Source organism: Sphingomonas sp. (assembly GCF_964263785.1).
In the GTDB taxonomy this organism is placed as follows: Bacteria; Pseudomonadota; Alphaproteobacteria; order Sphingomonadales; family Sphingomonadaceae; genus Sphingomonas.
This window is the reverse complement of record NZ_CAXVWL010000075.1, coordinates 1-16,055: the sequence shown is the minus strand read 5'-3', so window position 1 is coordinate 16,055 and position 16,055 is coordinate 1. Positions and strand designations below refer to the sequence as shown.

General features: G+C 66.8%; 23 protein-coding genes. 18 read left to right on the top strand and 5 right to left on the bottom strand.

The genetic code is table 11. The features are described from left to right. Nucleotide 1: 1 nt before the first annotated feature. On the bottom strand, nucleotides 2-1,498 hold the full coding sequence (ffh, locus tag ACE5C1_RS10325) for a signal recognition particle protein (protein ID WP_374943991.1): 1,497 nt from the start codon (nucleotides 1,496-1,498) through the stop codon (nucleotides 2-4). Between the two features lie 213 nt (nucleotides 1,499-1,711). Here ffh and ACE5C1_RS10320 point away from each other — a divergent pair, with 213 nt between their 5' ends. The 6 genes from ACE5C1_RS10320 to ACE5C1_RS10295 all read left to right on the top strand — a co-directional run bounded on the left by ACE5C1_RS10320 (nucleotide 1,712) and on the right by ACE5C1_RS10295 (nucleotide 7,001). Next, entirely contained in the window at nucleotides 1,712-2,017 is a 306-nt protein-coding gene (locus ACE5C1_RS10320) for a type II toxin-antitoxin system RelE/ParE family toxin (RefSeq protein WP_374943990.1), read from the top strand. A 24-nt stretch (nucleotides 2,018-2,041) separates the two neighbouring features. Further along, complete coding sequence (locus tag ACE5C1_RS10315) at nucleotides 2,042-2,341, top strand: addiction module antidote protein (RefSeq protein WP_374943989.1); 300 nt, start codon at nucleotides 2,042-2,044, stop codon at nucleotides 2,339-2,341. A 120-nt stretch (nucleotides 2,342-2,461) separates the two neighbouring features. Further along, nucleotides 2,462-4,033, top strand: a complete 1,572-nt coding sequence (locus ACE5C1_RS10310) for a putative bifunctional diguanylate cyclase/phosphodiesterase (RefSeq protein WP_374943988.1) — start codon at nucleotides 2,462-2,464, stop codon at nucleotides 4,031-4,033. 37 nt (nucleotides 4,034-4,070) lie between these two features. After that, nucleotides 4,071-5,261, top strand: a complete 1,191-nt coding sequence (locus tag ACE5C1_RS10305) for a MiaB/RimO family radical SAM methylthiotransferase (RefSeq protein ID WP_374943987.1) — start codon at nucleotides 4,071-4,073, stop codon at nucleotides 5,259-5,261. Next, nucleotides 5,258-6,187, top strand: a complete 930-nt coding sequence (gene ftsY, locus ACE5C1_RS10300) for a signal recognition particle-docking protein FtsY (protein ID WP_374943986.1) — start codon at nucleotides 5,258-5,260, stop codon at nucleotides 6,185-6,187. Before ACE5C1_RS10305 ends, ftsY begins: the two co-directional genes overlap by 4 nt. A 160-nt stretch (nucleotides 6,188-6,347) precedes the next feature. Then, nucleotides 6,348-7,001, top strand: a complete 654-nt coding sequence (locus tag ACE5C1_RS10295; RefSeq protein WP_374944036.1) for an inner membrane-spanning protein YciB — start codon at nucleotides 6,348-6,350, stop codon at nucleotides 6,999-7,001. A gap of 130 nt (nucleotides 7,002-7,131) precedes the next feature. On the opposite strand, the gene ACE5C1_RS10290 is transcribed toward ACE5C1_RS10295, so the two are convergent. Both ACE5C1_RS10290 and pspF read right to left on the bottom strand, forming a co-directional pair. Beyond that, on the bottom strand, nucleotides 7,132-7,743 hold the full coding sequence (locus tag ACE5C1_RS10290; protein ID WP_374943985.1) for a superoxide dismutase: 612 nt from the start codon (nucleotides 7,741-7,743) through the stop codon (nucleotides 7,132-7,134). A gap of 67 nt (nucleotides 7,744-7,810) precedes the next feature. Further along, nucleotides 7,811-8,854, bottom strand: a complete 1,044-nt coding sequence (gene pspF, locus ACE5C1_RS10285) for a phage shock protein operon transcriptional activator (protein WP_374943984.1) — start codon at nucleotides 8,852-8,854, stop codon at nucleotides 7,811-7,813. Between the two features lie 172 nt (nucleotides 8,855-9,026). Between pspF and ACE5C1_RS10280 the strand changes: the two genes are divergently transcribed. Genes ACE5C1_RS10280 through ACE5C1_RS10235 form a run of 10 tightly spaced genes read left to right on the top strand, consistent with a single transcriptional unit; the run spans nucleotide 9,027 to nucleotide 12,480 of the window. Continuing rightward, entirely contained in the window at nucleotides 9,027-9,170 is a 144-nt protein-coding gene (locus ACE5C1_RS10280) for a hypothetical protein (protein WP_374943983.1), read from the top strand. Between the two features lie 44 nt (nucleotides 9,171-9,214). Continuing rightward, on the top strand, nucleotides 9,215-9,886 hold the full coding sequence (gene pspA / locus ACE5C1_RS10275; RefSeq protein WP_374944035.1) for a phage shock protein PspA: 672 nt from the start codon (nucleotides 9,215-9,217) through the stop codon (nucleotides 9,884-9,886). A gap of 1 nt (nucleotide 9,887) precedes the next feature. Beyond that, nucleotides 9,888-10,166: an envelope stress response membrane protein PspB gene (pspB, locus tag ACE5C1_RS10270; RefSeq protein ID WP_374943982.1), complete on the top strand. Its 279-nt coding sequence runs from the start codon at nucleotides 9,888-9,890 to the stop codon at nucleotides 10,164-10,166. A 1-nt stretch (nucleotide 10,167) separates the two neighbouring features. Further along, nucleotides 10,168-10,545 (top strand): envelope stress response membrane protein PspC, encoded by a 378-nt coding sequence (gene pspC / locus ACE5C1_RS10265; protein ID WP_374943981.1) that lies wholly within the window; start codon nucleotides 10,168-10,170, stop codon nucleotides 10,543-10,545. Between the two features lie 27 nt (nucleotides 10,546-10,572). Continuing rightward, nucleotides 10,573-10,866, top strand: coding sequence for a hypothetical protein (locus ACE5C1_RS10260; RefSeq protein WP_374943980.1), 294 nt, complete (start codon nucleotides 10,573-10,575; stop codon nucleotides 10,864-10,866). 13 nt (nucleotides 10,867-10,879) lie between these two features. After that, nucleotides 10,880-11,158, top strand: coding sequence for a hypothetical protein (locus ACE5C1_RS10255; protein ID WP_374943979.1), 279 nt, complete (start codon nucleotides 10,880-10,882; stop codon nucleotides 11,156-11,158). Nucleotides 11,159-11,176: 18 nt separating this feature from the next. Beyond that, on the top strand, nucleotides 11,177-11,467 hold the full coding sequence (locus ACE5C1_RS10250; RefSeq protein WP_374943978.1) for a hypothetical protein: 291 nt from the start codon (nucleotides 11,177-11,179) through the stop codon (nucleotides 11,465-11,467). Nucleotides 11,468-11,515: 48 nt separating this feature from the next. After that, a complete protein-coding gene (locus ACE5C1_RS10245) occupies nucleotides 11,516-11,785 on the top strand; it encodes a hypothetical protein (RefSeq protein ID WP_374943977.1) in 270 nt (89 codons plus the stop codon). An 11-nt stretch (nucleotides 11,786-11,796) separates the two neighbouring features. After that, nucleotides 11,797-12,033 carry a hypothetical protein gene (locus tag ACE5C1_RS10240; RefSeq protein WP_374943976.1) on the top strand — a complete coding sequence of 79 codons (237 nt, stop codon included), beginning with the start codon at nucleotides 11,797-11,799 and terminating at the stop codon, nucleotides 12,031-12,033. 42 nt (nucleotides 12,034-12,075) lie between these two features. After that, nucleotides 12,076-12,480, top strand: coding sequence for a SufE family protein (locus tag ACE5C1_RS10235; RefSeq protein ID WP_374943975.1), 405 nt, complete (start codon nucleotides 12,076-12,078; stop codon nucleotides 12,478-12,480). A gap of 73 nt (nucleotides 12,481-12,553) precedes the next feature. On the opposite strand, the gene ACE5C1_RS10230 is transcribed toward ACE5C1_RS10235, so the two are convergent. Both ACE5C1_RS10230 and ACE5C1_RS10225 read right to left on the bottom strand, forming a co-directional pair. Beyond that, complete coding sequence (locus ACE5C1_RS10230) at nucleotides 12,554-12,853, bottom strand: (2Fe-2S) ferredoxin domain-containing protein (RefSeq protein WP_374943974.1); 300 nt, start codon at nucleotides 12,851-12,853, stop codon at nucleotides 12,554-12,556. Next, the gene (locus tag ACE5C1_RS10225; RefSeq protein WP_374943973.1) at nucleotides 12,850-13,389 is read right to left on the bottom strand and encodes a J domain-containing protein; all 540 of its coding nucleotides are present in this window, start codon (nucleotides 13,387-13,389) and stop codon (nucleotides 12,850-12,852) included. The genes ACE5C1_RS10230 and ACE5C1_RS10225 overlap by 4 nt, the downstream gene beginning before the upstream one ends. A 182-nt stretch (nucleotides 13,390-13,571) precedes the next feature. Here ACE5C1_RS10225 and ACE5C1_RS10220 point away from each other — a divergent pair, with 182 nt between their 5' ends. Both ACE5C1_RS10220 and ACE5C1_RS10215 read left to right on the top strand, forming a co-directional pair. Next, a complete protein-coding gene (locus ACE5C1_RS10220; RefSeq protein ID WP_374943972.1) occupies nucleotides 13,572-15,152 on the top strand; it encodes a SulP family inorganic anion transporter in 1,581 nt (526 codons plus the stop codon). Beyond that, nucleotides 15,149-15,820, top strand: coding sequence for a carbonic anhydrase (locus ACE5C1_RS10215; RefSeq protein ID WP_374943971.1), 672 nt, complete (start codon nucleotides 15,149-15,151; stop codon nucleotides 15,818-15,820). The genes ACE5C1_RS10220 and ACE5C1_RS10215 overlap by 4 nt, the downstream gene beginning before the upstream one ends. Nucleotides 15,821-16,055: the final 235 nt, after the last annotated feature.

Here is a 16,055-nt window from a genome sequence, read left to right as displayed (position 1 = left end):
GTTACTTTTTCTTGAGAAGATTCTCGAAACCGGGAGGGAGTTGCGGGGTAGCGCCACCGCCACCGAGGCCGGGGAGGCCCCCGCCCGCCTTGTTCATGAAATCGCCCATGCCGGCACCGCCGAGCGCATTGCCCAATCCACCCATGCCGCCCTTGCCGAGCATCGACATCATGCCCTTGAGGCCTCCCATCTTCTTGAGCTTCTTCATCATGGTGGCCATTTCCTGGTGCATCTTCAGAAGCTTGTTGACCTCCTGCACCGTCGTGCCCGAGCCCTTGGCGATGCGGATCTTGCGCTTGGCGTTGATGAGCTCGGGCTTGACCCGCTCCTTCACCGTCATCGATCCGATCATGGCGTCCATGTGGGTCAGCATCTTGTCGCCGCCGGGGACGTTCGCCATCGCCGCCTGCGCCTTCTTGAGACCGGGAATCATCCCCGCGAGCGCACCGACGCCGCCCATCCGCCCCATCTGCGCCAGCTGCGCGCGCAGGTCGTTCATGTCGAACTTGCCCTGCGCCATCTTGGCGGCCATCCGCTCGGCGTCGTCCTGCTGGATCGACTCCGCGGCGCGCTCGACCAGGGAGACCACGTCGCCCATGCCGAGGATGCGACCGGCGACCCGGTCCGGATGGAACGCCTCCAGCGCGTCCATCTTCTCGCCGGTGCCTGCGAACTTGATCGGCTTGCCGGTGACCGCGCGCATCGACAGCGCCGCGCCGCCGCGCGCATCGCCATCCATGCGGGTGAGGACGACGCCGGTCAGCGGCACCTGCTCGGAGAAATTCTGCGCGACGTTCACCGCGTCCTGACCGGTCAGCGCATCGACGACGAGGAGGATTTCCTGTGGCCGCGCGATGTCGGCAACGGCCTTCATCTCGTCCATCAGCGCCTGGTCGACATGCAGGCGCCCGGCGGTGTCGAGCATCAGGACGTCGTAGCCCTGGAGCTTCGCCGCCTGCATCGCCCGGCGCGCGATCTCGACCGGCTGCTGGCCCGCGACGATCGGGAGCGTCGCGATCTCGCCCTGCGTACCCAGTGTCGCGAGCTGTTCCTGCGCGTTGGGGCGGTTGACGTCGAGCGACGCCATCAGCACCTTCTTGCCCTGACGCCCCCCATGACCTCGGGCCAGCCGCTTGGCGATCTTGGCGGTGGTCGTGGTCTTGCCCGAGCCCTGGAGCCCGACCATCATCACGACCGCGGGCGGGGTGACGTCGAGCAAAAGCTCGCTTTCGTCGGCGCCGAGCATCGCGACGAGCGCGTCGTGAACGATCTTGACGACCTGCTGCCCCGGGGTGATCGAGCGCAGGACGTTCTGGCCGATCGCCTGTTCGGTAACCTCGTCCACGAACTTGCGCGCAACCGGCAGCGCGACATCGGCTTCGAGCAGCGCGACGCGAACCTCGCGCATCGCGGTGCGGACGTCGGCTTCGGTCAGCGCGCCGCGACCGCGAAGGCGGTCGAAGACGCCGCCGAGCCGATCGCTGAGACTGTCGAACATAAGCCTGACCTCGGACATGTCCCCAAACGCAAAAGCGCCGGCGGGCGAAACCTCGCCGGCCAGCGGGCGCCCGAGGGCGCTTGGAACTTCTGCCTCCGGTGAACGGAAACGTGATTCGGCCCTAGCCGACATCGACACTTACTGCAAGGACGCGGATCGCAAGATGTTGTCTCTTTTAATAGACGCGCTTTGCCGCGGCTGCTACAAGAGCGCATGAACAGGATCGAACAGACCCGTGCATTCTCCGGGTGGTTCGACGGCCTGCGTGATGAGACGGCCAAGAAGCAGATTGCGAAGCTCATCGCATACGCGCAAGCAGACCATTTCCCGGACGTCAGGTCGGTTGGTCGCCGCGTGTCGGAAATGCGCATCCACACGGGTCCGGGATATCGCGTCTATTTTACGCGTCGTGGCGAAACGCTGATCGTTCTGCTGGGTGGCGGAGACAAGGGCACCCAAGCCCGTGATATCGCCGCCGCTCAGGCGTTGGCCGCGGTGATCCACGCTGCGGAAGGTTGAACATCCGGCAAAAGGAGGCCGACCATGACCCGTATTTCCACAACGCCGTTCGATCCGGCAGCCCATCTGGGCGATGTCGACATTCAGGCGGAAATGCTCTCCGAAGCGCTGGCCACGGGTGATCGCCGCCTTGTCGCGCACGTGCTCAACACGATCGCGCGTGCCAAGGGCATGAGCAGCGTCGCGACGGCGACGGGCATCAATCGCACCACGCTGTATGCAGCGCTTGCCGAGGACTCCAACCCGACGCTGGAGACGCTGTTCAAGGTGGTCGACGCTCTCGGCCTGAAACTGGGAGCGACCGCCGCGACGCAAACCGCATAAGTCCGAGCTGCGCAGACACACCGGCAGACGTTTACCACTTCTACACCCGCGCCGTGGCACCGCGCTGCAGTGACGGAGAAGGACCGGATGGACGTTGCGCCGAATGCCGAACGCCGGGCCATGCTGGGAACGCGCGGCGCGTTTGTGACCGGCGCGATCGTCGGCACGTCGCTGCTGATGTTCGTCGCCACCGGCGGCAGCGTTGCGGCGACGCTGGTGGCGCAAGCGCGTGGTGGCGGCGCGGTCGACCGCACGTTGCTGATCGCGATGCTGCTCAACGTCGCCATCATTGTCTTCGCCCGGCATCGCCATCAGGTGTTGAGCCGGACGCTGGTGCAATTGGGCGATGCGGACGAGCGCGCCAACCAGCTGGCGTCGCGCGATCCGCTGACCGGGTTCCTCAATCGCCGCAGCCTGTCCGAGGACAGCGCGACGATGCTCGCCCGTGCACGCACGCGCAACAAGGCGGTGGCGATGCTGTTCATCGACCTGGACCACTTCAAATCGGTCAACGACATGCACGGCGTCGCCGTCGGCGATCTGCTGCTGCGCGCGGTCGCGGTCGAGATCGCCGCTTTGTTGCCTAGTGGGGCGCTCGCCGCGCGGCTGGGAAGCGACGAATTCGCCTGCGGCCTGCTGTTCGACGCAGGCCATCCGGACGTGGTCGTGCGTCTGGCCGAAAAGCTGGTGGCGCGCCTCGCGCAGCCGTTCAGGCTCGACACGATCACCATCCATCTCAGCGCCTCGGTCGGCATCGCGCGGTCGGATTTCGATTGTGCCTCGGGCGATGCATTGCTGCGCGCCGCCGACATCGCGATGTTCGCGGCCAAGCGCGCGGGCCGCGGGCGGTTCGCGTGGTTCGATCCGGCGATGGAGCGCGCGCTGCAGGTGCGCAACGACTTGGAGAACGGCCTGCGCAGCGCCATTCCCGATCTGCAGATCGTTCCCTATTTCGAGCAGCAGGTCGACCTGGTCACCGGCAAGCTCAGCGGTTTCGAGGTGCTGGCGCGCTGGGAACATCCCACGCGCGGGCTGATTGGCCCCGACCAGTTCATTCCGATCGCCGAGGAATCGGGCATGATCGGCGAGCTGTCGCTGTCGATCATGCGCCAGGCGTTCGCCGCCGCGCGCGACTGGGACGGATCGCTGACGCTGTCGGTCAACATCTCGCCGACCCAGTTGCGCGACGCGTGGCTGGCGCAGAAGATCATCAAGACACTGACCGAGACGGGGTTCCCCGCGCACCGGCTGGAGGTGGAGATCACCGAGAGTTCGCTGTTCGACAACCTGGCGCTGGCGCAGTCGATCTGCGGGAGCCTGAAGAACCAGGGCATTCGCATCGCGCTCGACGATTTCGGTACCGGCTACTCCAGCCTGGCGCATCTGCGCGCGCTGCCGTTCGACCGGATCAAGATCGACAAGAGCTTCGTGCAGACGATCGTCGGCAACGCCGAAAGTGCCGCCATCGTCAACACGATCGCGCGGCTCGGCGACAGTTTGAACCTGCCCTGCACCGCCGAGGGGATCGAGGACAAGGCGATCGAGGAGCGATTGCGCGCGCTGGGTTGCGCCAAGGGCCAGGGCTATCACTACGGCCGCCCCCTGCCCGTTGCCAAGGCACGGCAATTGCTCGCCGAGCGGCGGCTGCTGCGCTTCTCGGGCGAGACGATCGGGCGGCGTCTGGCGGGCTGACGTGGACACCGGCGTGCGCGGTCCCTAGATCGCGGGCATGGACTTGGCCGCCGGGCCCGAGGTGGTGACGCTCGGGTGCAGACTGAACATCGCCGAAAGCGAGACGATCCGCGCGCTCATCGCGGGGCGCGACATCGTCGTGGTCAACAGCTGCGCGGTGACCAACGCGGCGGTGCGCGAAACGCGTGTCGCGATCCGGCGCGTGCGGCGGCGGCGGCCGGACGCGGAGATCGTCGTCACCGGATGCGCGGCGCAGATCGATCCGGCTGGCTTCGCGGCGATGCCCGAGGTGACGCGCATAGTCGGCAATCTGGACAAGCTGGCACCTGCCAACTGGGGCGCCGTCGCCGCGGCCTCCCCCGCCTTCGCAGGCCATGCGCGTGCGTTCGTCGAGGTGCAGAACGGCTGCGACCACCGTTGCACCTTCTGCGCGATCCCGTTCGGGCGGGGTGCGAGCCGATCGGTGCCCGCGGGGGCGGTGATCGAGCGGATCGCGGCACTGGTCGATGCGGGCCACCGCGAGGTGGTGCTGACCGGGGTCGACGTGACGAGCTATGGCAGCGACCTGCCGGGGACGCCGGCGCTCGGGTCGCTGGTCGAGCGCATTCTCACCCATGTGCCGGCGCTGGAGCGGCTACGGCTCTCGTCGCTCGATGCGGTCGAGATCGACGACCGGTTGTTCGATCTGGTCACCGGCGAACCGCGGGTCATGCCGCATCTCCACCTTTCGTTGCAGGCGGGGAGCGACATGATCCTCAAGCGGATGAAGCGGCGCCACACGCGCGCGGACGCGATCGCGCTGGTCGCACGGGTCAAGGCAAAGCGAGACGTGGCGATCGGGGCGGACCTGATCGCGGGCTTCCCGACCGAGGACGCAGCGATGTTCGCGGACACGCTGGCGATCCTCGACGATTGCGACGTCGTCCACCCGCACGTCTTTCCCTATTCGCCGCGCGCGGGAACGCCCGCCGCGCGGATGCCGCAGGTCGCGCCCGACGTGGTGCGCGAGCGGGCGGCGCGGTTGCGCGCGGCGGGAAATGCGCGCCGGCGGGACTGGCTGGCATCGCTGATCGGGAGCGAGCAAGCGGTGCTGGTCGAGCGTTCGGGCGACCGGGGCCATGCCGCCGGTTTCGCCGAGGTGCGGCTGCCTTCCGCCCCGCCCCGTTCCATCCAGCGCGTGCGCGTGACCGCCGCGACCGGCACCTTTCTCGAAGGCATGATCGTATGAGCACATCGTGGCACGACAAGCTGCTCGGCGGCTTCAAACGCACGTCGGACCGATTGGTCGGCAATCTGGCGGGGCTCGGTACCGGGCGGCTCGACGACGCGACGCTCGACGACGTCGAGGAGGCGCTGATCGCGTCGGACCTGGGGCCCGCGACCGCGGGGCACATCCGGCGGCGGCTCGGCGAGGGCAGCTTCGAGCGCAACATGGAGGAGCTCGGCATCCGGCTGGTGGTGGCCGAGGAGGTCGAGAAGGTGCTGGCATCCGTCGCGCGTCCCCTGGAGATCGAGGCCTTTCCGCGGCCGCAGGTGATCCTGGTCATCGGGGTCAACGGATCGGGCAAGACGACGACGATCGCCAAGCTGGCGCATCTGTTCATGGAGCAGGATTACGGGGTGATGCTGGCGGCGGGCGACACTTTTCGTGCGGCGGCGATCGGGCAGCTGGCGACCTGGGCCCAGCGCGTGGGCGTGCCCATCGTGTCGGGCAAGGAGGGCGGCGACGCGGCGGGGATCGTCTATGAGGCGGTCAAGCAGGCCACCGCGACCGGGATCGACGTGCTGATCGTCGACACGGCGGGACGGCTGCAGAACAAGCGCGAGCTGATGGATGAGCTGGCCAAGATCCGCAAGGTGCTCGGGCGGATCAATCCCGAATCGCCGCACGACGTCGTGCTCGTGCTCGACGCGACGACCGGGCAGAATGCGCTGAACCAGATCGAGGTGTTCCGCGATGTCGCGGGCGTGACCGGGCTGGTGATGACCAAGCTCGACGGCACCGCGCGCGGCGGTGTGCTCGTGGCCGCGGCGGAGCGGTTCGGCCTACCGATCCATGCGATCGGGCTCGGCGAAGGGATGACCGACCTGCGGCCCTTCGATGCGCGCGAGGTGAGCCGGATCATTGCGGGTGTGGAAGGGGTGGGGAAGTGAGCGGCTCGATGGTGCCGTTCGCCCTAAGCGAAGTCGTAGGGCCCTGCCCCGCGCCGCGGACGTGTCGTTTGGGGCCATGTGCTTCGAATTCGCTCAGCACGAACGGGATTGAAGCGTGACGACCTCGCCGAAAACGACCAGCCACTCCCCCGCGCTGCGCATGGCGATCGACTACGGGCCGCTGCTCGTGTTCTTCGCGGTCAACCTGCTGGCGCCGGGCGTGCCGATGATGCGGCTGGTGGCGAGCACGACCGGGTTCCTGCCCGCGATCGACCAGGCCGGGGCGATCGTCATCGCCCGCGTCATCGTCGCGACCACGGCCTTCATGATCGCCACGGTGATCGCGATTGCGGTGTCGAAGGTGAAGACGGGATCGGTATCGCCGATGCTGTTGATCTCGGGCGCGCTGGTCGTGGTGTTCGGCGGGCTGACGATCTATTTCCAGAATCCCAATTTCATCAAGATGAAGCCGACGATAGTCTATCTCAGCCTGGCGGCGGTGCTCGGCTTCGGGCTGGCGACCGGACGGCCACTGTTGCAGGGGCTGCTCGGGTCCGCCTATCCCGGCCTGACCGCAACCGGCTGGCGCAAGGTCACGCGCAACTGGGCGATCTTCTTCGTGGCGATGGCGGCGCTGAACGAAGCGGTCTGGCGGACGACCGCGCCGTTGCCGACCGACGATCTGTCGTTCTGGGCGGGGTTCAAATTGTGGGGCGCGATCCCGCTGACCCTGCTGTTCGCCTTCGCCAACGTGCCGATGCTGATGCGGCATGGGTTGGAGTCGGGGGATGTGCCGGAGCCGCCGGTGGAGTGACACGCGACTGGGTTCAAATCCTCCCGTCGCCTCGGCCCTGAGCCGGGGCCCCGCCTCTTTTTCTACCGTGGGGCAAGAAGAAGCGGGACCCCGGGTCAAGCCCGGGTTGACGATCTATTCGAAACTGCGCTCAGCCCGCCACCGCCTCGTACCGCTGGCCGACCGTGTCCCAGTCGACCACGTCCCACCACGCCTTCAGATAGCCCGGCCGGTCGTTCATGTAGGTCAGGTAATAGGCATGTTCCCAGACGTCGTTGCCGAGCAGCGGGGTGCCCGGCTCCTTGGCGTCGTCCATCAGCGGGTTGTCCTGGTTCGGCGTGCTCGTCACCTTCAGCTTGCCGTTCGCATCGGCGATCAGCCAGGCCCAGCCTGAGCCGAATTGCCCAGCGCCCTTGGTGTTGAACTCTTCCTTGAGCTTGTCGAGGCCACCGAAGTCGCGATCGATCGCCTCGGCCAGCTTGCCCGACGGCGCGCCGCCGTCCTGCTTCATCGTCTTCCAGAAAAAATCGTGGTTCCAATACCCGCCGCCGTTGTTGCGAACCAGCGGCGGCTGCGACGAGATCATGCCGAGGATATCCTCGATCGACTTGCCCGCCAGCGCCGGGTCCTTGTCGACGCCCTCGTTCAGCTTGGCGGTGTAGGCGGAGTGGTGCTTGTCGTGGTGGAACGTCATCGTCTCCTTGGAGATCGTCGGTTCCAACGCATCGTAGGCGTATGGGAGCGGGGGAAGTTCGAAGGCCATTGCGGTTCTCCTTTGAATTGGTCGCGTCTCAAACGCTCGCGCCTGTCAAATGGCTCCCCCGCGTTCGTTACGCAACCGTCCCCTTGCCGTCCGCCGCTATCAAGTCGTGGCGGCGCAGCGCGTGGCGGAGCTGGTCGTAGCTGAGGCCGAGCGAGTCGGCGGTCTGGCGCTGGTTGAAGCGATTTTCGGCCAAGGCGCAAGCGAGCAGCTCGCGTTCGAAGCGGGCTACGCGGGACTTGAAGTCGGATGGGCCGACCTCGCACGCGGTGACTTCGTCGTCGTTGCCCGGGGGCTCGGGCTCTGCAGGCTTGACCGCCGCGGCCGCCTGAGACCGAGGACGGTAGGGCGATTGGAAGGGATCGAGTTCGATCGCGTCTACGGGGCCGTCGCCATCCCACCGATATACCGCGCGCTCGACGACGTTGCGCAGTTCGCGGACGGTGCCGGGCCAGCGATGCCCGGTCAGCGCATCGAGCGCGGCGGGGCCGAAACCGGGCCAGCGTTCCCAGCCGATCTCCGCTGCCATCCGCCGGCCGAAATGGTCGGCGAGCACGAGGATATCACCCGATCGCGCGCGCAAGGGGGGCAAGGTCACGACCACGAACGATAGCCGGTCGAGCAGGTCGGCGCGAAACTCGTGGCGGTCGACCTTGTCGGGCAGATGCTCGTTGGTCGCGGCGACGATGCGGACGTCGACGCGGATCGGGCGCGAGGAGCCGATGCGGGTGATCTCGCCGTACTCGACCGCGCGCAGCAGCCGGTCCTGCGCCGCCATCGACAGCGTGCCGAGCTCGTCGAGAAACAATGTGCCGCCGTCCGCCTCCTCGAAGCGACCGGTCCGTGCCTTGGTCGCGCCGGTGAACGCACCCGATTCGTGGCCGAACAGCTCTGCCTCGATCAGCGCCTCGGGAAGCGCCGCGCAATTCATGATGACGAGCGGCTGATCCCAGCGCGGGGAGAGCCGGTGGAGGCGTTCGGCGACCAGTTCCTTGCCGGTCCCGCGCTCGCCGATCACGAGGACGGGGCGGTCGAGCGCGGCGGCGCGGCTGGCGCGCTCCAGCGTGTCGAGGAAGACCCCGGACTGACCGATGACCTGGCTGGCGCGCTCCATGCCCCGACGGTTGGCGCAAAATCCCGACTGTTGGCAAGTCCCGCGAAACGGCGGCCCGGCGTCTTTTGGCTAAGTGTCGGTAATGCTTGAGCAATCAAAACTGGCACGCTGCCTGCAAAGCACTGTGCATCCCGCCGCTGCGGCGGTCCACAAGGTTCATCAGGAGGTTTCCATGTTCAGCACCGACATCGCCCGCACCGTCGCCGCCATCGCCTGCACGATCGTCTTCAGCGCCACCGCAGTGATCGCGGCGGTCGGGCCCGCTGCCGGACCGGCCGTTTCTCCGGTTGCGGCCGGGGCCCGCCTGACGGCATGATCCAGCTTCCCAAAGCCGCCTTTACCGCCATCCAGGAGTATCCGATGGGCATTTTCTCCCGAACCCGCGACATCGTCGCCGCCAACATGGCCGAGCTGCTCGACAAGGCGGAAGACCCCGCGAAGATGATCCGCATGATCATCCTCGAAATGGAGGAGACGCTGGTCGAGGTCCGCGCATCCGCTGCGCGGACGATCGCGGACCAGAAGGAGATGCGGCGGCATGTCTCCAAGCTGGAGAACCTTCAGGCCAACTGGACCGAAAAGGCCGAGCTGGCGCTGTCAAAGGACCGCGAGGACCTGGCCAAGGCGGCGCTGGTCGAGCGGCAGAAGGCGGTGGACATGGTCGATCAGCTCAAGGCCGAAGTCGGCGTGCTGGACGATGCGCTGCGTGCGTCGGAGGAGGACATCGCCAAGCTGCAGACCAAGCTGCGCGAGGCGCGGACCAAGCAGGCGAGCGTCCAGACGCGAATGGAGACCGCCAACAATCGCTTCCGCCTGCGCGACATGTATGCGGGCGCGAAGACGCAGGACGCGTTCAGCCGCTTCGACGTGCTGGAACGCCGCGCCGACGAGGCCGAGGGCCGCGCCGAGGCGATGGGCCTGGCGCTGCCGAAGACGCTTGAGGAGGAAATCGCCGAGCTGCGTGCCAGCGACCGGGTCGACGCCGAACTGGCTGCGCTCAAAGCCCGGCTGAACAAGAATGGGGAGGGTTGAGATGGAAGACGTTATCGTTCCCATGACCGTCATCCCGGCGATCTTCATCGGCATGCCCTGGGTGATCATGCACTACATCACCAAGTGGAAGCAGGCGCCCAAGATCACCGAGGAAGACGAGAAGATGCTCGACGAGATGTACAATCTCGCGCGTCGTCTCGAAGACCGGCTGATGACCGTCGAGCGGATCGTCGCCGCCGACAACCCGGACTGGAAGCCGGGGCTGAGCACGCCGCAGCCGACCTATCAGATCGATCGCAACCCGAGCCGGAGCAACTGAGATGCCTGCCAGCCGCACCAAATTCTACCTCGACAAGTCCAATGCCAAGTTCAAAGGCGTGTGTTCGGGAATTGCTGATTATAGCGGGCTCGACGTCACGCTGGTCCGCGTGCTGGCGGTGGTCCTGGCCTTCGCCACAAGCGGGTGGGTGATCCTGGCCTATGTCGCCGCCGCCTGGCTGGCGCCGGTCAAGCCGGTGGACCTGTACCAGGACGCCGGCGACGCCAAATTCTGGCAGGGCGTGCGCTCCAATCCCAAGCGATCAAGCGCCGAGGTCCGCTCCAAGCTGCGCGATGTCGATCGCCGGCTCGCCGACATGGAGCTGCACTACACCAGCCGCAACAGCCGGCTCGCCGACGAGATCGACAGCCTGCGCTGAGACGCGGGAGCCCAAGGGAGAATGAAGATGAATTTCGGTGGACCGTTCTTCGTGCTCGCGATCGTCGCCATTTCGATGGGCTGCTGGCTGATCAACAACTGGATCCGCGCCAAGCACGGATATTCGATCAGCGACGATTGGGGCCGCAACATCAGTCGCGAGCCCGACGCGGAGCGAAAGGTTGCATTGCTGACCAGCGAGAACGAGCGCTTGAATGGACAGGTCGGGCGGCTGGAGGAGCGGATCTCGGTGCTGGAGCGCATTGCCACCGATCCCGCCGATCGCACGGCTCGCGCCATCGACGCGCTGCGCGACCGCTGAGAAAGGAACGAAAATGGACCCTATCCTGATCCCTATCCTCGGCATCTGCTGCGGACTGCTCGCCATCTTCGGGGGTGTGTTCGTCCGCCCCTGGATGAAGCTGAAGGAGCGGCGGATGGAGCTGGAGGCTTCGATGGTCGCCGAAAAGGCTGCGCAATATGCGGCGCAGACCGAGCGACTCGAGCAGCGGGTACGGGTGCTGGAGCGGATCGTCACCGACAAGGGCATCGACCTGTCGGACGAGATCGACCGGTTGCGCGACGAGCGCCCTGCCCCGACCCCGCTCAACTGATCGCCAGGGAGGCAAACGATGACCGAATTCGTCGCGATGAATGCCGAACTGATCGGCATCCTGGCGCTGATCGTCTTTGCGATCGTGGTGCTCGGCATCGGCAGCGAGATGTTCAAGGGCTGGCTGCGGCACAAGGAGGTGATGGCGCAGGCGCTCAACGCCCAGACCGCGGAGAAGGCGGCGCAATATGCCGCCCATACCGAGCGGCTGGAGCAAAGGATGCGTGTGCTGGAGCGGATCGCGACCGATCGCGGCGGCAACCTGTCCGACACGATCGAGCGGCTGCGCGATGCCAGTTCGGTCAATTAGGCACGCGGTCGACTGACCGGAACACAATCATAAAGGGAGCGTACGACGATGAACGGCACCACGATGGTCGTCCTGATCGTGTTGATCGCGACGATCGGCAAGGTCCTGAGTTCGCGTCGCCGCGGCTTCGGCAATCGCGAGCAGATGGTGGAATGGATGCGCGGCCAGTTCGGCGGCGCCGATGCCGGCGAAGCCCAGCGGCTGCGCGACGAGGTCCGTCAGATGAAGGAGCGGATCGCCGTGCTGGAGCGCGTCGTCACCGACAACCACGGCAGCATCGACCTCGATCGCGAGATCGAGCGGCTGCGCGATCGCTAGGGAGGCGGGCCATGAGCAACCTGGACTTCTACGTGACGATGGCGGGCGCGGGGCTTGCCGGGTTGGGGATGGTGACGGTCGCCGGACTGTCCGGCTGGCGCGGCTGGCTTGCCTTGAAGCGCGAGGCGCTGGTTCAGGGGCACGAGTCGCAGGCCGCGGTGCCGAGCGCGGGCGCGCGGATCGAGATCGCGGATTTGCGCGAGCGGATCAGGAAGCTGGAGGCGATCGCGGCGGGCGTGGATTTGTAGGACGACGTTGTCGGCGGCGGTAGAAGGCTCTACCGCGCCGACATGGCGACCATCGACGAACTTCACGACGAATACGACTTTCTCGACTTCGAAGACCGCATCAGGATGATCGTCGAATTGGGGCGCGCACTGGAGCCGATGCCCGACGCTCTTAAGGCCGATGTTACGCGGGTGCCGGGGTGCTCTTCATCAGTGTGGCTTTATCCGACGGAATCCAAGACGGGCCGACTCCACTTCCTGGCCGACAGCACGTCCGAACTGACCAAGGGTGTCGTCGCTCTCGTGCTGGCTACGGTGCAGGATCATAGCCCCGAGGACGTCCTTGCAACGGATATGGAGGGAACGCTGCGGCGCTTCGCGCTCGACCGGCACCTGACCTCCAAGCGGACGCAGGGCATTCCGAACATGATCGCGCTGATCCGGGAGACCGCGGCGCGCTATACCTAACGGACGTTGTCCCGTTTGCGTTCGTGCCGGCGACGTCGAAGCCCATCGCCCGGTAAGTGCCCTTCGACTTCGCTCAGGGCGAACGGGGTGGCGATACGGTCCGTTCAAGGCGCTCAGCCAAGTCCGCCGCGGTCGCGTCGGCGGGGACGATGTGCCAGCGGCCAGGCGCTGCGGTGTCGATCACTACGATCCCCCGCTTCGGGCAGACGCCGAGGCATTTGGTTTCGACCACCCCGAGCGCAGCGCGGCGGCCCTTGCCGGCGCCGAGTTCGCGACGCAACGCCTTGGCGAGCGACTTGCCTCCCGCCTTCTTCGAGCATTTGCCGCAGACCAGGATCGCGCCCGACCAGTCGCTGCGGACGTGATCCTTCATCGGGGCCGCCAGGTGCGCGCATCCTCGGCGGCGCGCAGGACCTCGTACGCCGCCTGCACCGCCTGAAACTTGGTCGCGGCGTCGGCGTCGCCGGGGCGGACATCGGGGTGGTTGGCCTTGGCCATGCGGCGCCAGGCGCTGCGCACGCTCTCGAAGTCGGCGTCGCTCTCGAGCCCCAGGATATCGAGCGCGCGCATCTCGTCGCGTGAGCGCGTGCCGTCGCCCGGGCCGCCCCAGGCATAATGGCTGGAGGCTGCGTAAGCAGCGCCCTCGCCGGTTTCGGACGCCTCGCGGCGCGCGGCTTCCTCGGCGTCGAGCCCTTCGAAATAGTTCCAGCCGCGGTTGTACTCGCCCGCGTGAGTGGAGCAGAAATACCAGCGTTCGGGGCTGTTGGGGGACTTGGGTGCGGGGCAGTCGCCGCGTTCGGTGCAGCCGTGGCGGTCGCACAGGCGCACCGTGATCGCCGCGCTGTCCGCGCCGTAGCCGCGCCAGCGCGGGAAGCCCCAATCGGTCGTTCGTGTGGGCGTGCGGGCCATAGCCGCCCCAGATAGGCGATCGGACGAGCCGGGCAACCGCTAAGCGCCCGATCGCCGCCTACGGCTCGCGGCTATCTTCCGATCGTCCCGGAAAAAAGGGTTGTGCATCTGCGAAGATGACATATCTGTCATGTTACCGTCATCTTCGTACGCGAAGCCGACATCATCGCGAAGGAGCCCTGATGCCGACCTCCCCTGCCCGCCTGTCCTCCATACGCGCCGATCTGCCGGCGTCGATCGTCGTTGCGCTCGTCGCGCTGCCCCTGTGTCTCGGCGTCGCGCTCGCCTCGGGAGCGCCGCTGTTCGCGGGGCTGATCGCAGGCATCGTCGGCGGGGTGGTCGTCGGCGCGCTGTCGAAGTCGCCGCTGTCGGTCAGCGGTCCCGCCGCCGGCCTGACGGTGATCGTGCTCGCGGCGATCGAGAGCATGCCCTCGTTCCAGGTCTTCACTTTGTCGGTGATGCTCGCGGGCGTCCTCCAGCTCGCCTTTTCGGCGACGCGGGCAGGCATCCTGGCCGAGTTCGTGCCCTCTTCGGTGATCACCGGCATGCTCGCGGCGATCGGCATTATCCTGATCCTGAAGCAGATCCCGCACGCGGTCGGCTACGACGGCGATTTCGAGGGCAGTTTCGAATTCTGGGGCTCGGACGGCAACAACACGTTCTCGACGCTGTGGACCAGCCTGACCGGCAGCCTGACGCCGGGCGCGGTGCTGATCGGCGCGGTGAGCCTGGCGTTCCTGTTCTGGTGGGATGCGGCGCGGCCGAAGGAGGGCGCACTCCGCTTCGTGCCGGGGCCGCTGGTGGTCGTCGTCATCGGCGTGGTGGGCAATCTGCTGCTGGGCGCGATCCGGCCGGATTGGCAGCTCGGCGCGACGCACCTGGTTCAGGTGCCGGTGGTCGACAGCCTCGCGCGCTTCCCCTCGCTGTTCTCGCTGCCCGATTTCTCGGCGATCGGCACATCCGTGGTGTGGACGACCGCGGCGACGCTGGCGATCGTCGCCAGCCTGGAATCGCTGCTGAGCGTCAAGGCGGTCGACGAGCTCGACCCGCGCCGCCGGACGACCGACAAGAACCGCGAGCTGATGGCGCAGGGCACCGGCAACATCGTATCGGGGCTGATCGGCGGGCTGCCGGTGACGTCGGTGATCGTGCGATCGTCGGCCAACGTCGATTCGGGGGCGGAGAGCAAGGCGTCGACGATGCTGCACGGCGGCTGGCTGCTGCTGAGCGTCGCGCTGATCCCGACCGTGCTGAACCTCATCCCGCTCGCCGCGCTCGCCGCGGTGCTGATCGCGACGGGGTACAAGCTGACCAAGCCCAAGCTGTTCACCGAACGCTACAAGCAGGGCTGGACGCAGTTCGTGCCGTTCGTGGTGACGGTCGCGGCGATCCTGTTCACCGACCTGCTGGAGGGGATCGTGATCGGGCTGGCAGTCGGCTTCGTGTTCGTGGTCGCGCGTAACTTCCGCACCGCGATCACCTTCGCGTGTGACGGCAGCGACTGCCTGGTCCGCGCACGGCGCAACCTGTACTTCATCCACAAGTACGAGCTGCAGAAGAAGCTGGCGCAAGTGCCCGACGGCGCCGACCTGCTGATCGACCTTTCGTCGACGAGCTACGTCGATCTCGACAACGTCGACATCATCAACGCCTTCATCAAGGGCGCCGCCTATCGCGGCATCGGCGTGACGGTGCGCGGCGACGTCGCCGAACGCAGCGCACCGCTGATCCAGGCGCCCACCACCGGGGTTCGTTTCGCATGAAGCAATACAAGCAGCTGCTGCTCGCCAACAAGGCATGGTCGGCCGAGCTGACCGAGGAAAGGCACGACTTCTTCTCGCGCCAGAGCGTCGGCCAGCGCCCCGAGTTCCTGTGGATCGGCTGTTCGGACAGCCGCGTCAGCCCAGAACAGATGACGATGTCGCCGCCGGGTGGCATGTTCATCCACCGCAACGTCGCCAATCTGGTGAACGACGACGATCTGAACCTGATGTCGGTGCTGCAATATGCGGTCGACGTGCTGGGGGTGCGCCACGTGATCGTGTGCGGGCACCATGGTTGCGGCGGGGTCAAGGCGGCGCTGTCGGGTGGCACCGAGGGACCGGTCCACGCATGGCTGGCGAATGCGCGCGCGGTGCGCGACGCGCATGCCGAGGAGATCGACGCGCAGACGACCGAGGAGGCCAGGGTCAACCGACTGGTCGAATGCAACGTCCGCGACCAGGCGGTGAAGCTGGCGCAGACGCAGACGATCCGCGACGCCTTCGCGCGGGGTCAGGAATTGTGGATCCACGGCTGGGTCTACGACATCCGCGACGGGCTGATCCAGCCGCTGCTGGAGATCGACCGGGATACCGTGCCGCACGAGGTGGCGCGGCCCGAACGGGTGCTGCTGACCACGGACGAGATGGAGGCAATGGGCGAAGCTTAGCGGATCAACGACGCTGCGGTCGAGCGACACCCGCGGCAGGGAATAGCGGCCGGACGCTGGAGAACGATTTTCCGCAAAGCTGCGGCATGCTTCTGCAAACTACCGAGACCGTTGAAAAAGGTCTGCGCGAAACCGGCGTGGCGGATGGCTGGTGACGCCGGCCACCGGAGGATACGCCGCGTATCAGGCCGGCGCAGCCTGCCGGGCGAGCAGCTGAAGGTTGTATGCCGCGGCG